This is a genomic window from Dermacoccus sp. Ellin185, from assembly GCF_000152185.1.
Classification (GTDB): domain Bacteria; phylum Actinomycetota; class Actinomycetes; order Actinomycetales; family Dermatophilaceae; genus Dermacoccus; species Dermacoccus nishinomiyaensis.
This window is the reverse complement of the sequence record NZ_AEIQ01000056.1, coordinates 77,390-102,167: the sequence shown is the minus strand read 5'-3', so window position 1 is coordinate 102,167 and position 24,778 is coordinate 77,390. Positions and strand designations below refer to the sequence as shown.

Below are 24,778 nucleotides of genomic sequence, written 5' to 3'. Positions count from 1 at the left end.
TTTTTCCCCACCCCAGCCGTGGAAACTGTGGACAACCATGTGGGTGACGGCTCGTCCTCACCGTCCCCAGGTGGTGCACCGCGTCATCCACAGCTAACGGCACACCATCCACAGGCAACTCATCCACACGCATCGTGGGGTGCCACCCGACGGCAGCACCCCACGAACGACGGGGGCCTCGTTCAGCCCACGGCGACGATCATCCGACGATGTGCGGCCAGCTGACACCCACGACCGAGAAGTCGACGTACGCAGCGGCGATGAGCGCCACCGCCAACGCGCCCAGCGCCGAGGCCTGCATCGCGACCGGGCGGCGCCGCAGCGCATACAGGACGAGCGCGCCGACGGCGCCGGCCACCGCACCGCCGAGGTGCGCCTGCCACGCCACGTTGGACGCCGTGAAACCGATGACGACGTTGATCGCGATCATCGTCATCATCGGCCCGATCTCCCGGCCGAGTCGGCGGTTGAACACGACGACAGCGAGGAAGAGCCCGAACACACCGCCGGAAGCGCCGACCAGCGGCGTCACCCACCCTGACGTCAGCAGATCGAGCTGTGACGACGGCGCCGTCATGATCTGGTAGACGACGGAGCCACCGAGCACGGAGAGCAGGTACAGCGCCCCGAAGCGCACACGACCGATGAGTGGTTCGAGGTACTGCCCCATGAAGTACAGCGCCATCATGTTGAACAGCAGGTGCATCGGCGTGCCCGTGTCGTGGGCGAACCCGCTCGTCAGGTAGCGCCACGGCTCGTCCCTCGCGAACACCGCGACGAACGACACGTCCCGGTACAGCGCGTCACTCGCCAGCTGCCCCAGCCACACGAGACAGCAGATCGCGATGATCCCGATCGTGACGACGGGTCGACCCTGCGCCGCGGCGCCCGTCGTCATGCCCAGGGACGAGCGGGTCGGCAACGTCGGGTTCGTCTTCCGTTCGGCCGCGACGCAGTCGACGCACTGGAACCCCACCGACGCGGGGATCTGGCAGCGCGGGCACGCCGGGCGACCGCAACGTTGACAGCGCGTGTAGGCAGCGGTGTTGGGGTGGCGCGGGCAGACGGGTACCGCGTCCGGCGCCTCGGAGGCGCCGAAGGCACCCGAGCCGGATCCGGCGGGCGGCTGCGTCATGTCGTCTCGTTTCGTCGGAGGCGTGCGGGAAGAAGGCGTGAGACCAAGGATGGCCCCGTCATGCTCGACGGGGCCATCTCGGCTGCGCTGGCTGACGAGGAGTCGTCAGCGGTACCTCCCGACTTGCGGCGGGAGGCGAGGTGTCACTCGGAGATCGTCACGCTCTCGATGACGACGGGCTCGAGCGGCTTGTCCTGGGCGCCGGTGGAGACGGCGGCGATCTCGTCGACGACCTTCTTCGACGCGTCGTCGGCGACCTCACCGAAGATCGTGTGCTTGCCCTGCAGCCAGGACGTGTCGGCGACGGTGATGAAGAACTGCGAGCCGTTCGTGCCCTTGCCCATGCGGGTACCCGCGTTGGCCATGGCCAGCATGTACGGCGAGTTGAAGTTGAGCTCCGGCGAGATCTCATCGTCGAAGTTGTACCCCGGGCCGCCCATGCCGACGCCGAGCGGGCAGCCACCCTGGATCATGAAGCCGGGGATGATGCGGTGGAACGTCAGACCGTCATAGTACGGCTGCGGGTTGGTGCGGCCCGCGTCGTCCTTGTACTCCTTGGTGCCCTTCGCCAGGCCGACGAAGTTGTCGACCGTCTTCGGCGCCTGGTTGGGGAACAGGTTGATGTTGATGTCACCGTGGTTGGTGTGCAGAGTCGCGATCATGTCTTCAGTGTTTCACGTGGAACACGACAGGTCATGATGAGGTCTCGGGCGTTCGCGCTCAGCGAAACGACCTCCCACAGCGTCCAATACCTCACAACCGGTTGGTAAGCCCCGCCCGAACAAGGCAGGATGAAGTCAAGAACTGCTGCCGACTGGAGAGGAAGACCAGCCATGCTGTGCAAGTCCGAACCCACCAAGTCCGAGAAGGCCAAGGGCGCCGCCCTCGCCGTCGCCGGTCTCGCTGCCGAGAAGGCCGTCGAGGCCAAGGTCAAGACGGAGAAGGACGTCGTGCCGACCCTCGTCGAGAAGGCCGAGGAAGCCCGCGACGTGATCGTCGAGAAGCTCGAAGAGGCCCGCGACGCTGCTGCGCCGCACGTCGAGGCAGCGACGGAGAAGGTCGCCGACAAGACCGCCGACCAGCGCGAAGCCGTCGTCGAGAAGGCCGGCGCTGCGAAGGCCGCCACCGTCGCCTCGCTCGCCGCCGTCGCCGACTCCGCCAAGGACGCTCGTGACGACGCACAGCAGAAGGGGAAGAAGGCTGCCAAGAAGGCAGACAAGAACTCCTCGCGCTTCATGAAGAAGGCTGACAAGAAGACGTCCAAGGCGTCGAAGAAGGCCGACAAGAAGGCCGGGGCCCTTGCTGCGCTCCTGGCCGCCAAGGCCGCCAAGGGCGAGAAGAAGGCCGTCAGCGCCTTCGGCCCGGGCGCCCGCGAGGACGTCGCGTACAAGGCCGCCGCCCTGCGGGGCCGCGCCGAGGCCGTCGCCGAGGACAAGGGCATCTCAGCCGACAACGCGCGCGACTTCTACAAGGACGAGCTGCTGCCGCACCTCAAGGAGATCCTCGCGACCGCTGCTGCCGCCGGCACCGCCGCGTCGCACAACGTCGTCGGCCAGCTGCCCGAGGGCGCACAGAAGCAGGTCGCGCAGTACGCGCCGGCCCTCGCGCCCAAGAAGAAGAAGGGCGGCTTCCTCATCACGCTCGGTGTCGCCGCTCTCGCGGGCGCCGGCTACCTCGTGTACGCCGACCAGCAGAAGAAGCGTGCGGCGGACGCTCGCCTCTCGGAGGCCGCCATCGCAGACTCCAAGACGGCTCGCGGTGACGAGATGACGATCAACAACCCCGTGACGAACTTCGCGAAGGCCGACGACACGACGATGGTGCGCCCGGCCGGTGTCGACACGCCGACTGCCGAGCCCGCCGGCGCCCCCGGCACGGCTGCGTCGTGGACCGACGCCGAGGCTTCGGGCCACATGACGACGGAAGGTCTCGAGGACCCGAGCGCGGGCGAGACGCGCAGCTCGCGTCGCGCGGCTCGCGACGACCACTGAGTTCGACGCTCCACCCCGACGCCAGGCCCCGTTGAGGGCCTCGCGATCGGGCACGAAGAGGCGGCCATCCCGTACGGGATGGCCGCCTCGTCGTCTGCATGGCTGTCGCGCGTGTCGATCGTTCCCCAAACCGACAAGGCTCCCGTCCGGGCCTCTCGTGCTGGTCGGGGCCGTACGCGTCGCTACTCGTGACGACGTCACGAGCACCATGTCAGCGCTTGCTACCTCGCTGTACTCGATCTATTAGATACGCGTAGATGAAACCATCGAGACGGATCGACGCTTGATGCCCACAGGAGTAGTGTCGAGGCATGCGTATTGCTATTGCAGGAGGACATGGCCAGATCGCCCGGTTGCTCGGGCAGCGGTTGAGCGGCGAGGGCCACGACGTCGTCGGCCTCATCCGTACACCGGAGCAGGCGGACGACCTGAGCGCCGCGGGAATGGAGCCCGCCGTCATCTCACTCGAGGACGCCTCGGTCGACGACGTCGCCGAGGTCATCAACGGCTGCGACGCCGTCGTCTTCGCCGCGGGTGGCGGCCCGGAATCGGGTCGGGCGCGCAAGTGGAGCGTCGACCTCATGGGAGCGGTGCTGCTCGCCGACGCTGCGGAGCAGGCGGGCGTGCGACGCTACGTCATGGTGTCGTCGATCGGCTCCGACGCGCCGGAGAACGTCGACGCCGGCGTCTTCCAGGTCTACCTCTACGCCAAGGGCGGCGCGGATGCCGACCTGCGTACCCGCGACCTCGACTGGACCATCGTCCGCCCCGGAATGCTCACCGATGACGCGCCCACGGGCCAGGTGACGATCAACCCCGACCAGCAGCGTCAGCCCATCACGCGCGGCGACGTCGCCCACACGCTCGCGCAGGTGCTGACGAGCGGGCATGCCATCCGAGAGACGTTCGTCGTCGTCAACGGCACGACGCCCGTCGACGAGGCGGTCGCGTCCCTCTGACTCTTCCCCGACGACGATGGGCCGGTGTTTCACGTGAAACACCGGCCCATCGTCGTCAGCCCAGCATGGACTAGGTTGGAGCCATGGCTCAGCGCACCACCTACCTCCTCATCGACGGCGAGAACATCGATGCCACGCTCGGCACCTCGATCCTCGGCCGCCGCCCCCACCCTGACGAGCGCCCGCGCTGGGACAGGCTACTCAAGTTCGCCCAGCGCCAGTGGCACCAGGACGCCAAGGGGCTGTTCTTCCTCGCGGCCAACGGCCCCGAGCTGCCGATGGCGTTCATCCAGGCCCTGACGGCGCTCGGCTACCAGCCAATACCTCTCTCCGGCGCGGAGGGCGAGAAGGTGGTCGACATGGCCATCCAGAAGACGCTGGACGCCCTCGTGACGCTGCAGGCCGACGTCATGCTCGTCAGCCACGACGGCGACTTCCTCCCGCAGCTCGAACCGCTGCTCGGCGGCTCCCGCAAGGTCGGGCTGATCGGCTTCAAGGAGTTCCGCAACGCCGGCTTCTCGCCCCTGGAGGCACAGGGCCTCGAGTTCTTCGACCTCGAGCACGACGTCAAGGCGTTCAACGCGACGCTGCCGCGCCTGCGCGTCATCCCGATCGACGAGTTCGACCCACTGGCCTTCCTCTGAGCGCTGCCCGCGCCGTCGCGGGCACCGGACGGCGAAGAGCCCCTCACGAATCCGTGGGGGGCTCTTCGTTCTCGGTGGAGGTAAGGGGACTCGAACCCCTAACCCCCTGCTTGCAAAGCAGGTGCGCTACCAATTGCGCCATACCCCCGAGGGTTTTTCAGCCAGGTTGTTCGGTGGCCGCCTGCGTGGCGGGCTCCTGCGTGGCCTTCGCCCACAGCTCCTTGCCCAGCTTCTGCTTCTGGTATTCGCTGTTCGCATACAGGGCGGCAGCGGCCGCAGCAGATGCGAGAAGTGCCTTGAACATGCGACTCCTTGGCGAAATCAAGGGGCAGTGGTGGTGGGCCTAACTGGACTTGAACCAGTGACCTCTGTCTTATCAGGACAGCGCTCTAACCGACTGAGCTATAGGCCCCTGCACCGCGTGCGTGCCGTTCACCTGCGTGATCAGCACGAGACGTAAGATTACCCACCGCAGGCGTGGCCCGCAAATCGCGGGCGGCGCCTTATCCCACCGCGTCGCCACGGGCCAGCTGCGACCCGCACCCACCAGCCTGGGCAGACGACGACGGGCCCGCCCCACCGTCGTGGAGGGCAGGCCCGTCGCGCGATTGCTCAGGCTGCGATCACTCGTCGCTCAACGTCAGCTGCACGCCGCCGACGAGGGAGGCGCAGATGTTGTAGAGGAACGCGCTCAGGGTCGCGATCGCCGTCATGAGGATGATGTTGAGCACGCCGATGACGATGCTGAACGAGATCGAGCGGCCGAACCCGAGGTAGTCGAGGATGTCGAACTTCGAGCCTTGACGATCCAGCGTCCGCAGCAGGTCGTTGATCGCGCTGAAGGTGCCCATGCCCGCGAGCACCGTCCACAACGTCGCCACGAGGACGACGGACGCGATGGCGACGGCCACCGACAACAGGAAGGCGATCTTGAGCACCGACCACGTGTCGACGCGCGACAGCGTCAGGCGCACTCGGCGCGGCGTGGAGCGACGTGGGGCGCCGCCGCGGCCCGACGAGGCCGGCGCGCGGCCGGCCTGCGTGCTCACGCGCTGCTGCTGGGGTCGTGTGGCTGGCGCCGCTGCACCACTGCCCTTGACCGCTCGGGGGGCGCCCCCGGCAGATTTCGGCAGCTTCGCGCGCGCGTCTCGCGAGTCACTCACTCACTGTCTCCCGACTCGTTGTTCTCCGTGGAGGCCGACTCGTCGTCCGGAGCGTGCGTTGCGTCCTGAGTTGACTCCGCGGCCTCGTTCGTCTCCGAAACTACCGCGTCATCGTCGATTTCCTCAGAATCCTTCTCGGCGTTGCGCGCGACGGCGACGATCGAGTCGCCCTTGCCGGGCGTCGCGAACTGCACGCCCTGCGTGTTGCGGCCCGTCTCACGCACCTCGGCGACGGCCGAGCGGACGATCTTGCCCTTCTCCATGACGACCATCACTTCGTCACGGTTCTCGACGACGAGCGCGCCGACGAGGTCACCGCCTCGCTCTGAGATCGTCGCGACCTTGACGCCGAGCGTCGCGCGCCCCTTCGTCGGGTACTCCTCCACGGGCGTGCGCTTGGCGAGCCCGTTCTCGAAGACGACGAAGACGCACAGCTTCTCGTCGGCCCCGCGCTCGACCTCGTTCGCGCCCTTCGGCACGACGTTCATCGACAGCAGTTCGTCGCCTTCTCGGAACTTCATGCCGGTGACACCCGACGTCGATCGGCCCATCGGACGCAGTGAGTCGTCCGTCGCAGCGAAACGCACGGCCTGGCCCTTGCGGCTGACGAGCAGGACGTCGTCGTCGTGCGTCGCGAGGCCGGCACCGACGAGCTCGTCGCCGTCACGCAGGTTGACGGCGATGAGGCCGCCCGAACGCGGCGAGTCATACTCCGACAGGCGCGTCTTCTTGACGAGGCCGTTGCGGGTCGCGAGCAGAAGGTACTCCGAGTCGGCATAGGTGCGCAGCGCCATGACCTGAGCGATCTGCTCGCCCGGCTGGAACGCGAGCAGGTTCGCGACGTGCTGGCCCTTGCTGTCGCGCGAGCCCTCCGGCAGCTCGTAGCCCTTCGTCCGGTAGACGCGGCCGGCGTTCGTGAAGAACAACAGCCAGTCGTGCGTCGAGGTCGTGAAGAAGTGCCCGACGACGTCGTCACCGCGCAGCGTCGCGCCGCGCACACCCTTGCCACCGCGACGCTGGCTGCGGTACTCGCTCACCTTCGTGCGCTTGACGTAGCCGCCGCGCGTGATGGTGACGACCACGTCCTCTTCGGGGATGAGGTCTTCCATGTTCATGTCACCGTCGAACGGCACGATCTGGCTGCGACGGTCGTCGCCGTACTTCTCGACGATCTCGGCGAGCTCGTCGCTGACGATCTGACGCTGACGCTCCGGCTTGGCCAGGATGTCCTTGTAGTCGTCGATCTTCGACTGCAGCTCGTCGTGCTGCTCGATGATGCGCTGACGCTCGAGCGCCGCGAGGCGACGCAGCTGCATCTCGAGGATGGCGTTGGCCTGGATCTCGTCGATGTCGAGCAGCTCGATGAGGCCCGTGCGGGCATCGTCGACCGTCGGGCTGCGACGGATGAGGGCGATGACCTCGTCGAGCATGTCGAGGGCCTTCAACAGACCGCGCAGGATGTGGATGCGCTTCTCGGCCTCGTCGAGACGGAACTGCGTGCGGCGCACGATGACGTCGATCTGGTGCTCGACCCAGTAGCGGATGAACGCACTGATCGGCAGCGTGCGCGGCACACCGTCGACGAGGGCGAGCATGTTCGCGCCGAAGTTCTGCTGCAGCTGCGTGTGCTTGTAGAGGTTGTTGAGCACGACCTTGGCGATCGCGTCACGCTTGAGCACGATGACGAGGCGCTGGCCGGTGCGGCCGGACGTCTCGTCACGGATGTCGGCGATGCCGGCCATCTTGCCGTCCTTGACGAGCATCGCGATCTTCTCGGCGAGCGCGTCTGGGTTGACCTGGTACGGCAGCTCCGTGACGACGAGGCACTGACGGCCCTGGATCTCCTCGACGTTGACGACGGCGCGCATCGTGATGCTGCCGCGGCCGGTGCGGTAGGCGTCCTCGACGCCGCGCTTGCCCATGATGAGCGCGCCGGTCGGGAAGTCCGGGCCGGGGATGCGACGCAGGCACTCTTCGAGCAGTGCCTCACGCGAGGCCTCGGGGTTCGCGAGCAGCCACTGCGCGGCGTCGGCGACCTCGCGCAGGTTGTGCGGCGGGATCTGCGTCGCCATGCCGACAGCGATGCCGGCGCTGCCGTTGACGAGCAGGTTCGGGAAACGGCTCGGCAGGACGCTGGGCTGCAGCGTCTTGCCGTCGTAGTTGGGCTCGAAGTCGACGGTGTTCTCGTGGATGTCGCGCACGAGCTCCATCGCGAGGGGCGCCATGCGGCACTCGGTGTATCGCGGGGCGGCTGCGCCGTCGTTGCCGGGCGAACCGAAGTTGCCCTGGCCGTCGACGAGCGGGTAGCGCATCGACCACGGCTGCACGAGACGCACGAGGGCGTCGTAGATCGCCGAGTCACCGTGCGGGTGGTACTGACCCATGACGTCACCGACCACACGGCTGCACTTGTTGTAGCCGCGGTCGGGACGGTAGCCACCGTCGTACATGGCGTAGACGATGCGACGGTGCACGGGCTTGAGGCCGTCACGCACGTCCGGCAGGGCACGCGAGACGATGACGCTCATCGCGTACTCGATGTAGCTGCGCTGCATCTCGGCGTTGAGGTCGATCGGGTCGACGCGGTGCGCAACCGGAGCGGCGACGGCGGCCTGCGCCTCCGGCCTGTTCGGCACCTTCATCGTCGGCGGCTCGGGGCGCGTGGGGTCGATGCCGGCCGCGGCTGCTGCGGCGTCGCTGGCGGGAGCGTCGGCTTCGCCCTGGGGGACCTCGGGGAGATCGTCCGGCAGGTCGGACGCGTCGTCGCCCGGCAGGTTCGTGTCGTCAGACATGTGTCATTCCTTCGATGAAGGGTTGTCGAGTTGTCGCGATGTTTCACGTGAAACGGAGCGGCTCGTCGCTCACGTTTCACGTGAAACGCAGATCAGATGTCGAGGAACCTGACGTCCTTCGCGTTGCGCTGGATGAAGCTGCGTCGCGATTCGACGTCCTCACCCATGAGCACGGCGAAGATCTCGTCGGCGGCCGCGGCGTCCTCGAGCGTGACCTGGAGCAACGTGCGCGACTCCGGGTCCATCGTGGTCTCCCACAATTCCTGGTAATTCATCTCGCCGAGACCCTTGTAGCGCTGGACGCCGTTCTCCTTCGGCAGGCGCCAGCCCTTCGACTGGCCTGCGTCGATCATCGCGTCGCGCTCGCGGTCGGTGAAGGCGAACTCGTGCTCGTGGTTGCTCCACTTGATGCGGTACAGCGGCGGCTGGGCGAGGTAGACGTATCCGGCCTCGATGAGCGGGCGCATGAAGCGGAACAACAGAGTGAGCAGCAGCGTGCGGATGTGCATGCCGTCGACGTCGGCGTCGGCCATGAGGACGATCTTGTGGTAGCGCGCCTTCTCGATCGTGAAGTCCTCGCCGATGCCCGTGCCGAAGCCCGAGATCAGGCCCTGCACCTCATTGTTCGCGAGCACCTTGTCGAGGCGTGCCTTCTCGACGTTGAGGATCTTGCCGCGGATCGGCAGGATCGCCTGGTTGAACGGGTTGCGCCCCTGGACCGCCGAGCCGCCGGCCGAGTCACCCTCGACGATGAACACCTCGGAGATCGACGGATCCTTGCTCTGGCAGTCGCGCAGCTTGCCCGGCAGCCCACCCGATTCGAGCAGGCCCTTGCGTCGCGCGGTCTCGCGCGCCTTGCGGGCCGCCATCCGCGCCGACGCGGCGGCGATGGCCTTGCTGACGATCGCCTTGCCCTCTCGCGGGTGCATCTGCAGCCAGTGGTCGAACTCGTCGCGCACCGCGGTCTGGACGAAGCCCTTGACCTCGGAGTTGCCGAGCTTCGTCTTCGTCTGGCCCTCGAACTGTGGTTCGGCAAGCTTGACGCTGATGACGGCCGTCAGCCCCTCGCGGATGTCGTCACCGGTGAGGTTGTCGTCCTTCTCCTTGAGCAGCTTCTCGCGGCGCGCGAAGTCGTTGACGAGCTTCGTCATCGCCGCGCGGAAACCCTCTTCGTGCGTGCCGCCCTCGTGCGTGTTGATCGTGTTGGCGTACGTGTGGACGGACTCGCTGTACGCCGTCGTCCACTGCATCGCGACCTCGACCGAGAGGTAGCGCTCGGCGTCCTCGTGCTCGAAGGCGATGATGTCCTCGTTGACGACCTCGGCGCGCTTGGAGGAGTTGAGGTGCTTGACGTAGTCGAGCAGACCGTCCGCGTAGCAGTACGTGACGCTCCTGCCCTTCTTCGCCCGCGCGGCGGCCTCGTCAGCCTGTGCGGCGTCGGCACCCTCGGCTGCAGCGTCGGCCGCAGCTTCCTCTGCAGCACCCTCGTCGACGGCGTCGGGACGCTCGTCGGTGAGGGAGATCGTCAGGCCCTTGTTGAGGAAGGCCATCTGCTGGAAGCGCGCACGGATCGTCTCGAAGTCGTAGACGGTCGTCTCGAAGATCTCCGGGCTCGCCCAGAACGTGATCGTCGTGCCGGTCTCGTCGCTCTCCTCTTCCTCACGCAGCTCGCCGAGCGGCACGCCGCCCGCGAACTCCATTCGGTAGACGTGGCCCTTCTGCCGCACCTCGGCCTCGAGGCGCGTCGACAAGGCGTTGACGACCGAGCTGCCGACGCCGTGCAGACCACCGGAGACCTTGTAGCCGCCGCCACCGAACTTGCCTCCGGCGTGCAGCTGGGTGAGGACGAGCTCGACGGTCGACATGTCGTACGCCTCGTTGCGGCCCGTCGGGATGCCGCGGCCGTTGTCGGAGACGCGGATGCCGTTGTCGGGCAGGATCGTCACGTCGACGCGCGTCGCGTGACCGGCGAGGGCCTCGTCGACCGAGTTGTCGACGATCTCCCACACGAGGTGATGCAGGCCGCGCTCACCCGTGGAGCCGATGTACATGCCGGGCCGCTTGCGGACGGCCTCGAGGCCCTCGAGGACCTGGATGGCGTCGGCGTCGTACTCCGTGTCGATCTGCGACCGGACGTGCTGCTCGACCTGCTCTGACGCGCCGTCGGCTGCGTCTGCGAGCGAGGGATCCTGCGTCGTCGGGTCGATCGAGTCGTCGCTGGGCTTGTCGGCCACTGTGCTCCTTCACCGTGCGTGGCACCGTTGCAGTGCGCCGGCTCTCGGAGCGGGAAACCCGAGGCGTGACTCCCGCAGCGACGTGCGTGCGGGCTCGTGACGCGATACAACGTGCGAATCGTGTCCATCTTACTGGTAGCACGGCTCAGAACATAGCCACGAAACGCTCCAGAGGGCCTCGTGCACGCGGGAACGAGGCCTCGACGTGCCGGGGATCGTCGACCGGGGCCTCGAGGGCACTCATCGGCCTCTGGCGCGGCTTGGCTCACTGCGCTCCGTCCCGCACGTAGATGATCGTGTGCTTGATGGATCCGACCACGGCACAGGTGCTCAGTTGCTTCTCCCTGGTGCAGTCGACGGTGTAGTCATGGTTCTGACCTCCGCGCGATGAATGCTGGGTGACGGTGAAACTCGTGGCGGCCGGATCGCTGCTCACCTTGGAGGACACATTCCGGGCAACGGCGTGAACGAAGGAGCATCCGGGCGCTTCGTTCGGGTCGGAATACACCTTGATGTCAGACAGCGGTTCCACCGTCTCGTCGGGATAGGCCGCACCACCGCCGCATGATGCGACGGAGTCCGAGGGAAACGCGGCCACGCCTGTAGAGGTCGCCTGTGAAGACAAGGATCCTGACCCCGGGAGAGAAGAACGAGGGGTCGTCGAAGGCTGGTTCGAGGCGCCCTGCGGCGCGGACCCTTGGGTCGTCGACGGCGCAGTCACGGTGCTGATCGAGGAGATCGAGGCGTGCGCCGGATCGGAGTGCTGGCGATGCATGAACAACGTCACCCCGCCGAAACTGAGACCGCCTGCGGCGATGAGCGCCAATGGTAGAAGCCAGGTGCTCCGCCGCCCGGTGCGGCTCGTCCGCTCGTCTTTCGGCGGCGGAGTCCGTTCGTTCGTCATGGCTGTATTCTGCCTCGTCCCCCGCGCGAATCAGGATCCCTCGACACAGACGTGGCGAAAGGCTCGTCTGGCCGTCAGGGGTTGCGGATCCACATCTTGGCGCTGGCGCCGCCCTCGCAGTAGGTGAATCCGTGCGACACGGCGCAGTCGAGCGAGATGATCTTCTGCGTCGCCTGGCTGTACGGCTTCACCGTGAACGACGTCGCCTTGGGATCTGCCACCAGCTTGGCGAGAACCTCATTCCTGGTAGCGCCGAGGAAGGCACAGGAAGTCCGCGCCCCCTCCTTCATGCGCACTTCCTCCCGTTGCGCATTGTCGATGAGCTCATAGTCCCCTGACGACGACTCGGCCGTGCACTGCGTAGAAGCCTCGGCGGGGAACCCCTCCGGCGTGGAGGGTGGACTCCCCGAGACGGTTGCGGGGCTGGACGCCGAGGCCAACGAGGATGACGACGCCGACGAAGGGTTCGCGGCGATGGTGGCAGGTTCCATCGCATCGTGGTTCGTGGATGACGACTTGTGCTGGAGCAAGAACGAGACGAGGCCGAAGCTCGCCACAGCCACCAATCCCAGGATCAGCGGAGTCAACCAGGGCATGCGCCTCCTGCCTGAGCAGTGGTTGTCCTGATCGACGCGCGCCCCATCGTGGTCGCGGGTGTCGTCATTCGGTCGCATGTGTGCTGCTCGATTCGTCGGAAGCTGTGACACTGATCCCTAAGCGGGATCGTACTTGCGGCGTCTCCGTCTGAGGCCGTTTTCCCAATGAGTGCGTGGTTCCTCTTTCGGGTGCAACCGGAAGGTTTCACGTGAAACAGGCGCGGCCGTCAGCCGTAGGTGTCGCGTGGTCCGCGTCCTGCGACACGACGCGGGCCGCGCACCCAGCTCGGGGCGCTCGGGCCGACAACCCGCAGTTCGTTGACGACGCCCTCACCGACACCGTCAGCGATGGAGGCCAGCAGGGAGGCGGTGAGCAGCTGCAGCTGCGTGGCCCAGGCCGTCGATTCCGCGCGCACGGTGAGCACGCCGTCCTCGAACGTGAGGGGCCGAGCGTGCTCGGCCACGCCCGCACCGACGAGATCGGCCCACCGCGACATGACGGCGCCGGCTGCCACGTCGACGTTCCACCCCCGCTCGAGCAGGAGGCGTTTCATCGTCGAGTCGATGAGTTGGGGGTCGCGTCCATCGCGATTCGACGACGGCGTGAAGCTCTGCGTCGAGCGGGAACGCCGGGGCGCAGGACGCGAGCCCGGACGAAAACCCCGCTCGGCGGCATTGCGCTGAGCCCGAGCGAGCGCCAACCGCGCGGCGACGGCGCGCTCGTCCTCAGCGCTCGACTCGACCGGCGCCTCGGCACTATCGGTGCCAGTGCCAGTGCCAGTGCCCGGGGCCTGATCGTCCGGTGCCCCCGCATCGATGCCGCTGGTCTCACTCATCGGCCGCGTCACCGTCATCACGGTCGTCCGCATCACGGGCGGGCCCATCCGGGGCGTCCTCGGCCTCGGGCAGACCCGGGTGAGCCGCCGGCTGCACGCCGCCAGGCGCCTCCTCGAGGGATCCATCGCCTCGAGGCGCGACGTGGCCCTTCGTCACGTGGAAGACCTGGCCGGAAAGCCGCGCGGGAACGTCCTCCTCAACGGCGGCGGTGATGAGCACCTGCTCGGCGTCGCTCACCATGTCGGCCAGCCGTTCGCGGCGCCCCGCGTCGAGTTCGGCGAAGACGTCGTCGAGGACGAGGACGGGGTCGGTGCCGAGGTCATGACGCAGCAGGTGGAAGGCCGCGAGGCGCAGGGCGAGCGCAAACGACCACGACTCACCGTGACTCGCGTAGCCCTTGGCGGGCAGGTCTCCGAGCGTCAGGGTGACGTCGTCCCGGTGCGGCCCCACGAGGGTGACACCACGTTCGATCTCGCGGGTCCGCTGGAGCTCGAACGCCTCATGAAAGGCCTTCTCGAGCTCGTCGCGCTCCGGAACCTCGCCCGAGGCGATGCGCGCCGCGGTCGACTCCGGCAGTGACGACACATACGCGAGGCGCGCATCAGAACGCCCGGCACTCACCTCGTCGTACGCCTGGGCCACGTAGGGGGCCAGATCTTTCAGCAACCGTAGACGGGCGTAGACGAGGGCAGAACCGACTGACGCGAGGTGCGTGTTCCACTCGACCAGCGTGTCGAGAGCTGTTTCACGTGAAACCTCTTGATCCGCCGAGAGGCGAGCGCCTCGCGCGCCCTTCTTGAGCGCCGATTGGGCGGAGCGCAACAGGGCGTTGCGCTGCTTGAGAATCTTGTCGTAGTCCGAACGAGCACCGGCCCAGCGCGGTTGACGCGCGACGAGGAGGTCGTCGAGAAATCGGCGACGTTCCCCGGGGTCGCCCTTGACGAGCGCGAGATCCTCCGGCGCGAAGAGCACGGTTCGCAACGACCCGAGGATGTCACGGGGACGCCCCGCGGCCGCGCGTCCTATGCGTGCCCGGTTGGCCCTACCCGGAATGATCTCGAGCTCGAGCACTGTTTCATGTGAATCACGGACGACGGCCGCGCGCACGAAGGCCCGCTCGGCTCCGAAGCGGACGAGGGGAGCGTCCGTCGAGACACGATGCGACCCCAGGGTCGCGAGGTAACCGGCGGCTTCGACCAGGTTGGTCTTGCCCTGGCCGTTGAGGCCCACGAATGTGGTCACTCCGTCAGCGAGCTCGACTTCCGCCTCCGTGTAGGAGCGGAAGTCACGCAGCGACAGATGGCGGAGTCTCACAGCGCTTTCGGTCGGTGGCTCGGATGCCCTGGGGTCGAATCGTCAGATCAGCGAACGCCGATCAGTGCTCGTTGGGGGCAGCGCCTGGGCGCGCGGCGCCCGCGTCCTTCTTCGGCTCGGCGGCGCCGGAGACCTCGGCCTGGCCTTCCTTCGCGGCGCGCCACGGCTCGCGACCGAACTGCATGACCTCGTGCCCGCCGAACTGACCGCGCAGTGCGGCGACCGCCTGCATCTGCGGGCTGTTCTCCTGGCGCGAGGCGAAACGGCCGAACAGCGCGGCGGCGAGCACCGGCATCGGGACGGCGTTCGCGATGGCCTCCTCGAGCGTCCAGCGACCCTCACCGGAGTCGGTCGTGTACTCGGAGACGCCCTCGAGGTGCGGCGTCTCCTCGAGCGCCTTCACCATGAGGTCGAGCAGCCAGGAACGCACGACGGTGCCGCGCGTCCAGGCCTTGAAGCAGCCGTGGACGTCGGTGACGATGTCCTTCGCCTCGAGCAGCTCCCAGCCCTCGGCGTAGGCGTGCATGAGGCCGTACTCGATGCCGTTGTGGACCATCTTGGCGTAGTGACCGGCGCCGACCTCACCGGCGTGGACGAAACCCTCCTCGCGGGGGCCCTCCGGGCGCAGTGCGTCGAAGACCGGCATCATGCGCTCGACGTCGGCGTCGTCACCGCCGCACATGAGGCCGTAGCCGTTCTCCTTGCCCCAGATGCCGCCGGAGACACCGCAGTCCATGAAGTGCACGCCCGTCTTGGCGAACTGCTCGGCGTGGCCCTGGTCGTCGGACCACTTGCTGTTGCCACCGTCGATGACGAGGTCGCCCTCGGCGAGCAGGCCCTGCAGCTCGGACATGACGGAGTCGGTGATCTTGCCGGCCGGCACCATGACCCAGATGTTGCGCGGTGCGTCGAGCTTCTCGACGAGTTCGGCGAGGTCCGCGACGTCGCTGATCTCGCGATTCGTGTCGTAGCCGACGACCTCGATGCCCGCAGCCTTCATGCGATCGCGCATGTTGCCGCCCATCTTGCCGAGACCGATCAAACCAAGCTGCATGGGTCTGCTCCTTCGTGACGTTGCATGTCCGACACGCACGTCTGGAACGCGCGCATCACGAAAATTCAGGGTTCACGCTACGCCCGTCCGGGCAGGGGCGCGAACGCTGTCCGAACGGCCGTCAGTTCGCGAAACGCACCGGCATGATGAGGTAGCGGTAGCTGTCGTCGGCGTCACCGTCGATCTCGTCCTGACCGGACAGGACAGCCGGACGCGTCGGCTGGGTGAAGCCGAGGCGGACGTACTTCGTGCCGACGACGCCGAGCCCGTCGAGCAGGAACTGGGGGCTGAACGCGATCTCGAGCTCGGGGCCGTCGATCTTCGCTTCGAACGTCTCCGAGGCCTGCGCGTCCTCGCCCGTGCCGGCCTCGATGCGCACCGAATCCTCGGCGAACCGCAGACGGACGGGCATGTTGCGCTCGGCGACGAGGGAGACGCGCTTGCACGCCTCGGCGAGCTGCGCCGTCTCGACGATCGCCGTCGTGTCGACGCTCGTCGGGAACAGGCTCGTCACCTTGGGGTAGTCGCCGTCGAGCAGACGCGTCGTCATGCGACGCTGGCCGGCCTCGAAACCGGCGAGACCGGAGCCCGTCGACGCGCCGCTCAGGGAGAGCGAGACGTTGCCGGCGGCACCGAGGGACTTGGCGAGCGAGTCGAGGGTGCGCGCGGGCACGAGCGCCGCGTACTCGGCGCCCTCGTCTCCGGCGTTCCACATGACCTCGCGCATCGCGAGGCGGTAGCGGTCCGTCGCGAGCAGCGTCAGCTTGTTGCCGGAGACCTCGACGCGCACGCCGGTGAGGATCGGCAGGGTGTCACCGCGGTCGGCCGCGACGCTGACCTGCGCGACGGCCTGCGTGAAGACGTCCCCGGCGATGACGCCCGTCGGATCGGGGTTGGCGGGCAGCGTCGGGTACTCGCCCGTCGGCATGCTCTGGAGGCTGAACTTCGCGCTGCCGCACGTGACCTGCACCTTCGAGCCCTCGCTGATCAGTTCGATCGGCTTGTGCGGAAGGCTCTTCGTGATGTCGGCGAGCAGGCGGCCGAGGACGAGGACGGTGCCCGCCTCTTCAACGTCGGCGTCGACCGTCACCTTCGCGGAGACCTCGTAGTCGAACGCGGACAGCGTCAGGCCCTCGGGGCTCGCCTCGAGCAGGACACCCGCGAGCACGGGGACGGGCGGGCGCTGCGACAGACCGCGCACTGCCCAGGCCACCGCTTCGGCCAACACATCGCGTTCAACCCGGAGCTTCACGTCCACCGTCCCTCATCGTTCGTCGTCGCAGGCGAGCTGTGACCCTCGTGCGATGTCTCGTCACGTGCGGGGTGGCTTCTGCTGCGAACGAACTCCGCGTCGATGCCACAGGCACAGCTGTGCGCTCGTGAGCCTAGCTCAGGTCGTCGGCCTCGCCCAAGAGACGACGAGGGGTGCTGACGGGGGACGTCGCCGGCTCGTCGACAGTGGGGTGCGGTGTGGATACGTGGGGCGCTTTCTCGCCATGGTGAAGATGTTGGTCGTCGTCATAGGGGGTGTGGATGGTGGGGAAAACCCCTGTTCGTCCTCGTCAGCACTGGGATCTCGGGTGTGGGTGACGTGGGGATCGTTGCTGTGGATGGTGACAGCCGGTTGTGGAGAGAAAATCTTCATCCACAACCGGCTGTCGTTGCGGGGTGGGTTTTCCCCTGATCGGACGGGTTTTCCACTGCTTCATCCCCAGAAACTGTGGATAACCCCGTGGATGAGGGATGGATCACTCGCTGACGGCTGGGTGGTTGCCGTGAACCAGGAGGGAATCACATCGGTGTCGTCCACATTTCCACAGTGTTGTCCACAGGTGTGGATGAGCGCCATTCCGGGGTTCGGGGACCTTCGGATGTTCGCGGGCCGTCAGCGACCCACACCTTACCCACATGGTTGTCCCCAGATTCTGTGGACAACCATGTGGGTGGCCACCTGCGAGCTGCCGAGCGGCAGTTTGGCAGCCGTCGGGCGTTGGCTCGCGGTTCATTCACGCACTCATCGACGCGCCGCCACGTGGGCGGCCCAGAGCAACGCGCCCGATGCGACGCAGCAGAAGGCGGCGAGCGCCATCGTCACGAGGTCCGTGGCCACCAACGGTCCGATCACCCCGGCGAGAGCAGCGGCGAAGACGAGGTTGACGAAGGTGCCGGCGGAAGCCGCCGTGCCACGCGCCTGGGGAAACTCGTCGAGCTGCGCGAGCTGGAGCACCGGCAGAGCGACCGCAACCCCGAAGGCCGTCAGGGAAGGCGCGACGAGCGCCCACGGGACGTCGCTGCCCCACGGCTGCAGTGCGATGACGACGCCGACCGTGGCTGAGGCGAGGGCGAACAGCAGGCCGTACGACGCCTGACGGGCGGCGCTGAGGTGCCCGGCGGCCCGCGCGCTCAGCCAGGAGCCCGCGATCATGCACACCACCATCGGCACGAAGAACATCCAGTACTCGTTCTCGCCGAGCCCGAGCAGCCCGCCGAGGAAGAGAGGCGCGTTCGAGATGAACAAGAACTGTCCTGCGAACGCGAGCGACGCGGCCAGCGCGATGCGTAGGAACCGACCGCTGCGCAGTGCCGCCAGGAGAGCGCTCACGATGGGCCCGAGTGCGAGGGACGAGCGTTGTTCCACGGGAAGTGTCTCGGGCAGGAACCTGCTCACGCAGATGGTCATGACCACACCGAACGCGGTGAGGAACCAGAAGATCGAGCGCCAGTCGCCCACCGTCAGCAAGGCACCGCCCAGGATCGGCGCGAAGGCCGGCGCGAGTCCGAAGATCATCGACACCTGGCTCATCAGGCGTTGTGCCTCGGGGCCGGAGAAGAGGTCGCGGATCACCGCACGCGCGATGATCTGACCCGCCCCGGCCGCGAACCCCTGGAACGCGCGGAAGACGAGCAGCAGTGGCAGAGACGGCGCCAGGGCGCAGCCGACGGAGGCGAGGACATAGACACCGATCCCCACCGTCATGACGGGTTTGCGACCCACGGCGTCCGACACCGGCCCGTGGAACAGGCTCATGACGGCGAACGACAACAGGTAGACGCTGACCACCTGCTGCATCGCGGCCGGTTCCACGTGAAACTCGGCGCCCATTCGGGCGAACGCGGGCAGGGGCGCGTCGACGTTGAAGGGGCCGAACATCGACAGCCCGGCCAGCACGAGCGTGAGGACGGCGCCGGCACGACGCGTCCCTGATGTGGCGGCGTCAAGGGGAGCAGCATGCGGGGCGCGGCGCGTCGTCATCCGCGCATTGTCTCAGCGTCAGGCGCTCGCAGTGACGCTGATCATGGCGACGTACCGTGGAGTCAGTGACTGCGACGGCGGATCTGCGTCGTCAGCTCCGTGATCTGGTCGTACACGGGGCGACGCTCGCCGATGAGCTGGCGGATCTTCTTCTCCGCGTGCATGACGGTCGTGTGGTCGCGCCCACCGAAGTGCTGTCCGAGCTGTGGGAATGAGTGCTCCGTCAGCTCACGCGACAGGTACATGGCGATCTGACGCGCCATCGTCAGGTTGCGTGAGCGCGACGGGCCCTTGATGTCGTCGACCGTCACCCCGAAGTAGACGGCCGTCTCGGCGATGATGTGGCCGACGGTGATCTGCCCCGTCTCGCTCGGCACGACGTCCTTGAGGACGAACGCGGCCTTCGCCCGGTCGACCGGTTCCTTCTGCAGTGACGCATAAGCGGCGACACGGATGAGCGCGCCCTCGAGCTCACGGATGTTCGTCGAGATCTTCGAGGCGATGAGCTCGAGCACGTCATCGCCGATGTCCATGCGCTCGGCGTTGGCCTTCTTGCGCAGGATCGCGATGCGCGTCTCCAGCTCGGGCGGGTGGACGTCCGTCGTCAGCCCCGACTTGAAGCGGCTGCGCATGCGGTCGGCGAACGTCGTCAGCTTCTCCGGCGGCTGATCCGAGGTCAGCACGATCTGCTTGCCGGTGGAGTGCAGGGCGTTGAAGGTGTGGAAGAACTCCTCCTGCGTCTGCTCCTTGCCCTGCAGGAACTGGATGTCGTCGATGAGCAGGACGTCGACGTCGTCGCGGTAGCGGCGCTGGAACGTCGCGGCGCGGTCGTCACGGATCGAGTTGACGAAGTCGTTCGTGAACTCCTCGGAGCTGACGTATCGCACCCGCAGCTTCGGGTGGTAGTCGTGCACGTAGTGACCGATCGCGTGCAGCAGGTGGGTCTTGCCGAGCCCCGAGTCGCCGTGGATGAACAGGGGGTTGTAGGCCTGGCCCGGCTCCTCGGCGATGGCGATGGCGGCGGCGTGCGCGAACCGGTTGCTCTCACCGATGACGAACGTGTCGAACGTGTACTTGGGGTTGAGGCGCGGGGCCTCGGTGTCGCTCGGAGCGGCAGCGGCATCGCGCTGATAGCCCGTCGAGCGAGGCGGCAGGACGACGCCCGGGTCGGCCTTCGTCGGCCGTGGTGCGCCCTGGCCGGGCATGGTGAACCCGAGCGTTCCATCATCGGATTCGGTTGCTGCAGAGGTGTTCTCGTCGGACGCGTCACCGTCGTCGTCGAGGTCTCGCACCGCTGCCTGGAGACTCTCATCGACGCTGATGGCGACGCGCACCTGTTGGCCTAGCTGATCCGACAGTGCCTTCGCCACGGGTTCGCGCAGCGGCCCCTCGAGCATCCGCTTCGTCTGGTCGAAGGGCACGGACAGCAGCACGTTGTCACCGAGCAGCCCGACGAAGCGCGTCAGGTTGAGGTAGGCGCGATCACGCGAGCCGATGCCGTGCTTGTCCATGTCCTCCAACGCGGCGTGCCAGGTGCGCTCGTAGTCGACGGGTTCGTCGGTGGTCACGTGGCTCCTCCTGGCGCTGCGGGGGTCGCAGCCGGTCGGTCGTCGCTGCTCGAGGCCGTGATGGCGACGAGGCGTGCTGGGCGTCTCCCATAGTAGGCCCCATATCCACAGAGTTATCCACAGCCTGTGCACGGTGTGTCCTGGGGCTCATCGGGCGGTGCGCGCCAGACGAGGGGAATGTCGTTTTCTCGCCAGGCTAACGGCGTGTCGACTGGATTTGTGCGGCGGCGTGTGAATCACAGATGTGTTATTCGCGTGCGCGCGCTGTTGGGTATGGAGTGGAGGTTCGGACGTTTTGACCCTGTTGGCCCCGCATGCGTAAGCTGGATGACGATTGTCTGCGCCCCGATGACGGTGATCCACCGCCTCGATGCGTGCCGTTCCAAGGTATTTTCGCCGATGGGCAGGCCCTGTGGGCCGCCATTGCTGGTGCTGCAGGAGTGGGATGCCGAAGGTTCGAAGAGCCTGGAGCCCGTCACGTGCGGGTGGCGCGACAACCCTGACCATCAGCACGACGGCGGCGCGCGAGCGTTCGCCCTTCCCCAATGGAGTTCGACGTGAGCAAGCGCACCTTCCAGCCCAACAACCGTCGCCGCGCCAAGACGCACGGCTTCCGTCTGCGCATGCGCACCCGCGCCGGCCGCGCCATCCTGGCGAACCGCCGCGCCAAGGGTCGCAAGCAGCTTTCCGCCTGAGTTCGGCCCACGACCGGCCGTGCTCCCTGCTCAGCATCGCATTCGTGACGCAGGGCAGTACCGCGCCGTCCTGCGGGATCGACGTGCGGGGCGCGCGGGTGGCTCGCTGCTCGCCGTTCATGTGATCGACGCCGACGCGTTCGGCCTTTCACCCGAGGATCGGGTGGGGCCGCGCGTCGGTTTCGTCGTTTCAAAGGCCGTGGGCAACGCCGTCGTGCGTTCGCGGGCCAAACGCGTGCTGCGGCACGTCGCCCGGGACGCGCTGAGTGAGATCGACCCCGGGCTCGACATCGTCGTGCGCGCGAACCCGGCGATCGCCGGTGCCTCGAGCCACGACGTCGCGAGGGAGTTCGATCGGATGCTCGCCAAGGCGACGCGACGTCAGCGACCACAGGATGTTTCACGTGAAACGGATTCACGCGAACCATCGGACCGGGCGCATCAGGACGCGTCCAGGGTTCGACGATGAGTGCCGGGGTGCCTCGAGCGCCGGCCGGCGATGATGTGCCCGGCGACCACGCCGCGTCAGCCACACCGGTGCCGGACGAACAGCACGGCTGGCGCCGCGTCGTCGTGTGGCCGCTGCTCGTGGTCGTCCGCTTCTACCGTCGGTGGATCTCGCCGGCGTTGCCTGCTACGTGCCGGTTCTACCCGTCGTGCTCGACGTACGGCCTCACGGCCCTGCAGCGATTCGGCCCGATCAAGGGCACCTGGCTCACGCTCAAGCGGCTCGGCCGTTGCCATCCGTGGAACCCCGGCGGGGTCGACCACGTTCCTCAGAAGAAGACCTCCTGACGCCTGCTCGTTCGCGAGCGGCGTCGACTCACGCCCACATCATTGCGAAGGATGATTGATGGACACCCTGCTCTATCCACTCGAGTGGTTCGTCGCCGCCATCATGGTCGGCTGGCACAAGCTCTTCTCGCTCGTCGGCCTGCCCGAGGCGTCCGGCTGGACGTGGGCGCTGTCCATCGCCGGCCTCGTCATCGTGCTGCGCATCCTGCTGATCCCACTGTTCGTCAAGCAGATCCACGCGTCGCGTCGCATGCAGCTCGTGCAGCCAGAGATGCAGAAGATCCAGGCCAAGTACAAGGGCAAGAAGGATCCTGAGTCCCGCGCCAAGCAGCAGGAAGAGATGATGGAGCTGTACCGGACCACCGGTACCAACCCGCTCGGCTCGTGCCTGCCGATCCTGCTCCAAGCGCCGTTCTTCTTCGCGCTGTTCCGGGTGCTCAACAACCTGAGCAAGATCGCTGACGGGCGTCACGATGAGATCGGCTTCCTCACGAGGTCGCTCGCCGGCCAGGCAGAGAGCTCGAAGCTGTTCGGTGCGAAGCTGTCCGACACCTTCATGGGCACGGACGGCTGGGGATCGGCCAAGTGGGTCGCCATCCTGCTCATCGTCCTCATGTCGGCGACGTCGTTCATCACCCAGCACCAGCTGATGCGACGCAACATGCCGAAGGCCGCACTCGAGGGGCCGATGGCGAAGCAGCAGCAGATCATCATCTACCTGATGCCGATCTTCTTCGCGATCTCCGGTGTGAACTTCCCGATCGGTGTCCTCATCTACTGGTTCGTCACGAACGTGTGGACGATGGGCCAGCAGTGGTTCGTCATCCACCGCATGCCGACGCCCGGATCGGCCGCCGAGAAGAAGCTCGAGGAGCGCAACCGCGCCAAGGGGCGCGAGCACAAGACCGTCACGATGGACGATCTGCGCAAGGCCAACGAGGGCAAACCGAAGGGCCGCTTCGCCCAGGCCATGGAGAAGGCGCAAGAACAGGCCCGCGAACAGCAGGGCCTCAAGACGGGTGCACGCCCCGCCGGCGCATCGAAGGTCTCCATGTCGAAGAAGAAGGCGGCTGCGAGTGACGACGTCGTCGAGTCGAGCGTCGTCGAGACACCCGCGGCCACGAACCCGGTGCGCGAGAACGGCCGGGCCACCAAGGCGCCGCAGACCGGGCCGCGCAACCAGCCGAAGAAGAACACGCCGCGCTCGAAGCGCAAGAAGTGAGAGGGACGTCATCATGACCGAACAGGCACCGGGACGCTCTGGCGTCACCAACCTCGAGCGCGAAGGTGAGATCGCGGCGGACTTCCTCGAGAAGCTGCTCGACATCGCCGACCTCGACGGCGACATCGACGTCGAGGTCGAGGGAGGCCGCGCGGCCGTCTCCATCGTCGACTCCGAGGAAGGCCAGGTGCCGCGCTCCCTCGTCGGCTCCGGCGGTAAGACGCTCGACGCCCTGCAGGAACTCATGCGTCTCGCCGTCCAGGCTGAGACGGGCGAGCGCAGCCGCGCGATGCTCGACATCGCCGGCCATCGTGCCGAGCGACGAAGCGCTCTCGAGTCGAAGGCTGCTGACGCCGTCGCGGAAGCTAAGAAGACTGGCGCCAAGGTCGAGATGGAGCCGATGACCGCGTTCGAACGGAAGGTCGTGCACGATGTGGTGCTCGCTGCAGGGCTGACGTCGGAATCCGAGGGCGCCGAGCCGAACCGCTACGTCGTGGTGCTGCCCGAATGATCGTGTTTCACGTGAAACTCGAGCGTGAGACGGCAGCATGACGCAGCCCGCTCACGAGCACGACGCGAAGACGCCTGCGGCCCCGCAGGCGTCTTCGCCGCCTCCGGCACCCGACACGGCAGCAGCCTTCCTGGCTGACCGGCTGCCGCTCATGACGCGCTACGTCGACGCCCTGTGCGACACCGGCGTCAGCCACGGGCTCATGGGCCCGCGTGAGGTGCCGCGCATGTGGGAACGGCACGTCCTCAACTGCGCCGTCGTCCACCCCGGAATCGCCCGGGGGGCGCACGTTGCCGACATCGGTGCCGGCGCTGGGCTGCCCGGCCTCGTCCTCGCCATTGCCCGCCCCGACCTCACGATGACGCTCGTCGAACCTCTGCTTCGACGGACGACGTGGCTGGCCGACGTCGTCGAAGAACTCGACTTGCCGAACGTCGAGGTGGTGCGCGCCCGTGCGGACGAGTTGTGGGGGCAGCGCACGTTCGACGTCGTGACGTCACGTGCCGTGGCGCGCATCGGGGAACTGGCGCGCTGGTCGTTGCCGCTCGTGAGCCGGGGCGGCGAGATGTTCGTCCTCAAGGGCTCGAGTGCCGCCGAAGAGCGTGACGAGGACGAGGCCGTACTGCGCCGGTTGCGTGTTCGCATGGCTGAGGTGGAGACGTGGGGCGAGGGCACCGTCGAGCCACCGACGGTGACCGTCCGGCTCACCGTCGACGGCGTCGCGCCGCAACTCACGCGCAAGCAGGCCGGCACGATCGACAAGACCAAGCAGAAGCCGTCCCGCCGTCCGGATCGGCGCGCCTGAGGTTCTCTCCGGTGCCGGTGCGCCACCCCACGTGATTCCCTGTCCCCAGGTGTGACGGCAACGTCAGGCCTGGGGACAGCCGCGTTCGCCCCCTGCGCCACAGGTGACACAATGGGGTCTTGCCGTCAACGCGAATCCGAGGAGAACCGGTGACATCCACTGCCCCAGTCGGCTGGCCCACCCACAGGCCTGGCGTCGCGCACACGGGCCCGAGCCCAGAGCCCGTCGGATGGCACGGTATCTCCACCGCCGCGGCCGAGAGCCTCGGCGGTGATGCGGTCGTCACGGTGGTGAATCCGGTCGTGA

25 protein-coding genes and 2 tRNA genes are annotated in these 24,778 nt (G+C 67.3%); 11 read left to right on the top strand and 16 right to left on the bottom strand.

All coding sequences use genetic code 11. The features are described from left to right. Nucleotides 1-199: 199 nt before the first annotated feature. Complete coding sequence (locus HMPREF0321_RS05275) at nt 200-1,135, bottom strand: rhomboid family intramembrane serine protease (RefSeq protein WP_006944690.1); 936 nt, start codon at nt 1,133-1,135, stop codon at nt 200-202. A 143-nt stretch (nt 1,136-1,278) separates the two neighbouring features. Beyond that, a complete protein-coding gene (locus tag HMPREF0321_RS05270) occupies nt 1,279-1,797 on the bottom strand; it encodes a peptidylprolyl isomerase (protein ID WP_006944662.1) in 519 nt (172 codons plus the stop codon). A gap of 171 nt (nt 1,798-1,968) precedes the next feature. Here HMPREF0321_RS05270 and HMPREF0321_RS14750 point away from each other — a divergent pair, with 171 nt between their 5' ends. The 3 genes from HMPREF0321_RS14750 to HMPREF0321_RS05255 all read left to right on the top strand — a co-directional run bounded on the left by HMPREF0321_RS14750 (nt 1,969) and on the right by HMPREF0321_RS05255 (nt 4,729). Next, entirely contained in the window at nt 1,969-3,126 is a 1,158-nt protein-coding gene (locus tag HMPREF0321_RS14750; protein ID WP_006944649.1) for a hypothetical protein, read from the top strand. Between the two features lie 311 nt (nt 3,127-3,437). Continuing rightward, nucleotides 3,438-4,085 carry an SDR family oxidoreductase gene (locus tag HMPREF0321_RS05260; protein WP_006944715.1) on the top strand — a complete coding sequence of 216 codons (648 nt, stop codon included), beginning with the start codon at nt 3,438-3,440 and terminating at the stop codon, nt 4,083-4,085. Nucleotides 4,086-4,168: 83 nt separating this feature from the next. Beyond that, nucleotides 4,169-4,729: an NYN domain-containing protein gene (locus tag HMPREF0321_RS05255; protein ID WP_006944737.1), complete on the top strand. Its 561-nt coding sequence runs from the start codon at nt 4,169-4,171 to the stop codon at nt 4,727-4,729. 75 nt (nt 4,730-4,804) lie between these two features. Here the strand turns inward: HMPREF0321_RS05255 and HMPREF0321_RS05250 are convergent. The 8 genes from HMPREF0321_RS05250 to HMPREF0321_RS16720 form a co-directional block, all read right to left on the bottom strand. After that, nucleotides 4,805-4,877: transfer RNA gene (locus HMPREF0321_RS05250), tRNA-Ala, on the bottom strand. 9 nt (nt 4,878-4,886) lie between these two features. Beyond that, complete coding sequence (locus HMPREF0321_RS16400; protein WP_006944753.1) at nt 4,887-5,033, bottom strand: hypothetical protein; 147 nt, start codon at nt 5,031-5,033, stop codon at nt 4,887-4,889. 31 nt (nt 5,034-5,064) lie between these two features. Continuing rightward, nucleotides 5,065-5,141, bottom strand: a tRNA-Ile gene (locus tag HMPREF0321_RS05245). A 211-nt stretch (nt 5,142-5,352) separates the two neighbouring features. Continuing rightward, nucleotides 5,353-5,778, bottom strand: coding sequence for a DUF3566 domain-containing protein (locus HMPREF0321_RS15430; RefSeq protein WP_231729406.1), 426 nt, complete (start codon nt 5,776-5,778; stop codon nt 5,353-5,355). A 110-nt stretch (nt 5,779-5,888) separates the two neighbouring features. Beyond that, nucleotides 5,889-8,684 carry a DNA gyrase subunit A gene (gyrA, locus tag HMPREF0321_RS05235; protein ID WP_006944761.1) on the bottom strand — a complete coding sequence of 932 codons (2,796 nt, stop codon included), beginning with the start codon at nt 8,682-8,684 and terminating at the stop codon, nt 5,889-5,891. Between the two features lie 92 nt (nt 8,685-8,776). Continuing rightward, nucleotides 8,777-10,918 (bottom strand): DNA topoisomerase (ATP-hydrolyzing) subunit B, encoded by a 2,142-nt coding sequence (gene gyrB, locus HMPREF0321_RS05230; RefSeq protein WP_006944823.1) that lies wholly within the window; start codon nt 10,916-10,918, stop codon nt 8,777-8,779. 265 nt (nt 10,919-11,183) lie between these two features. Next, entirely contained in the window at nt 11,184-11,822 is a 639-nt protein-coding gene (locus tag HMPREF0321_RS15990; RefSeq protein ID WP_139023556.1) for a hypothetical protein, read from the bottom strand. Nucleotides 11,823-11,896: 74 nt separating this feature from the next. Continuing rightward, entirely contained in the window at nt 11,897-12,043 is a 147-nt protein-coding gene (locus HMPREF0321_RS16720; protein WP_006944665.1) for a hypothetical protein, read from the bottom strand. A 169-nt stretch (nt 12,044-12,212) separates the two neighbouring features. Here HMPREF0321_RS16720 and HMPREF0321_RS16715 point away from each other — a divergent pair, with 169 nt between their 5' ends. Continuing rightward, nucleotides 12,213-12,449, top strand: a complete 237-nt coding sequence (locus HMPREF0321_RS16715) for a hypothetical protein (RefSeq protein WP_217490517.1) — start codon at nt 12,213-12,215, stop codon at nt 12,447-12,449. Nucleotides 12,450-12,645: 196 nt separating this feature from the next. On the opposite strand, the gene HMPREF0321_RS17235 is transcribed toward HMPREF0321_RS16715, so the two are convergent. From HMPREF0321_RS17235 to dnaA, 6 genes are all read right to left on the bottom strand, one after another. Next, on the bottom strand, nt 12,646-13,254 hold the full coding sequence (locus tag HMPREF0321_RS17235) for a DUF721 domain-containing protein (protein ID WP_006944718.1): 609 nt from the start codon (nt 13,252-13,254) through the stop codon (nt 12,646-12,648). Next, nucleotides 13,247-14,569, bottom strand: coding sequence for a DNA replication/repair protein RecF (recF, locus tag HMPREF0321_RS05210; protein WP_006944605.1), 1,323 nt, complete (start codon nt 14,567-14,569; stop codon nt 13,247-13,249). Before recF ends, HMPREF0321_RS17235 begins: the two co-directional genes overlap by 8 nt. A 61-nt stretch (nt 14,570-14,630) precedes the next feature. Further along, the gene (gnd, locus tag HMPREF0321_RS05205) at nt 14,631-15,623 is read right to left on the bottom strand and encodes a phosphogluconate dehydrogenase (NAD(+)-dependent, decarboxylating) (RefSeq protein ID WP_006944826.1); all 993 of its coding nucleotides are present in this window, start codon (nt 15,621-15,623) and stop codon (nt 14,631-14,633) included. A 121-nt stretch (nt 15,624-15,744) separates the two neighbouring features. Further along, nucleotides 15,745-16,875, bottom strand: coding sequence for a DNA polymerase III subunit beta (dnaN, locus tag HMPREF0321_RS05200; RefSeq protein WP_040014531.1), 1,131 nt, complete (start codon nt 16,873-16,875; stop codon nt 15,745-15,747). Between the two features lie 762 nt (nt 16,876-17,637). Beyond that, on the bottom strand, nt 17,638-18,876 hold the full coding sequence (locus HMPREF0321_RS05195) for a multidrug effflux MFS transporter (protein WP_006944797.1): 1,239 nt from the start codon (nt 18,874-18,876) through the stop codon (nt 17,638-17,640). A gap of 62 nt (nt 18,877-18,938) precedes the next feature. Beyond that, a complete protein-coding gene (gene dnaA, locus HMPREF0321_RS05190; protein WP_216227627.1) occupies nt 18,939-20,387 on the bottom strand; it encodes a chromosomal replication initiator protein DnaA in 1,449 nt (482 codons plus the stop codon). Nucleotides 20,388-20,792: 405 nt separating this feature from the next. Here dnaA and HMPREF0321_RS16710 point away from each other — a divergent pair, with 405 nt between their 5' ends. The 7 genes from HMPREF0321_RS16710 to rsmG are packed head-to-tail and all read left to right on the top strand — an operon-like array spanning nt 20,793 to nt 24,472. Next, the gene (locus HMPREF0321_RS16710; RefSeq protein ID WP_143181218.1) at nt 20,793-21,005 is read left to right on the top strand and encodes a hypothetical protein; all 213 of its coding nucleotides are present in this window, start codon (nt 20,793-20,795) and stop codon (nt 21,003-21,005) included. Further along, nucleotides 21,002-21,139, top strand: a complete 138-nt coding sequence (gene rpmH / locus HMPREF0321_RS05185; RefSeq protein ID WP_006944663.1) for a 50S ribosomal protein L34 — start codon at nt 21,002-21,004, stop codon at nt 21,137-21,139. Before HMPREF0321_RS16710 ends, rpmH begins: the two co-directional genes overlap by 4 nt. Nucleotides 21,140-21,158: 19 nt before the next feature. Next, nucleotides 21,159-21,608, top strand: a complete 450-nt coding sequence (gene rnpA, locus HMPREF0321_RS05180; RefSeq protein WP_006944739.1) for a ribonuclease P protein component — start codon at nt 21,159-21,161, stop codon at nt 21,606-21,608. Further along, nucleotides 21,605-21,934, top strand: coding sequence for a membrane protein insertion efficiency factor YidD (gene yidD / locus HMPREF0321_RS05175; RefSeq protein ID WP_081873519.1), 330 nt, complete (start codon nt 21,605-21,607; stop codon nt 21,932-21,934). Before rnpA ends, yidD begins: the two co-directional genes overlap by 4 nt. A gap of 58 nt (nt 21,935-21,992) precedes the next feature. Continuing rightward, nucleotides 21,993-23,156, top strand: coding sequence for a membrane protein insertase YidC (gene yidC / locus HMPREF0321_RS05170; protein ID WP_006944685.1), 1,164 nt, complete (start codon nt 21,993-21,995; stop codon nt 23,154-23,156). A gap of 13 nt (nt 23,157-23,169) precedes the next feature. Then, nucleotides 23,170-23,667: a R3H domain-containing nucleic acid-binding protein gene (locus HMPREF0321_RS05165; RefSeq protein ID WP_006944720.1), complete on the top strand. Its 498-nt coding sequence runs from the start codon at nt 23,170-23,172 to the stop codon at nt 23,665-23,667. 37 nt (nt 23,668-23,704) lie between these two features. After that, a complete protein-coding gene (rsmG, locus tag HMPREF0321_RS05160; protein WP_006944660.1) occupies nt 23,705-24,472 on the top strand; it encodes a 16S rRNA (guanine(527)-N(7))-methyltransferase RsmG in 768 nt (255 codons plus the stop codon). The last annotated feature ends 306 nt before the right edge of the window (nt 24,473-24,778 follow it).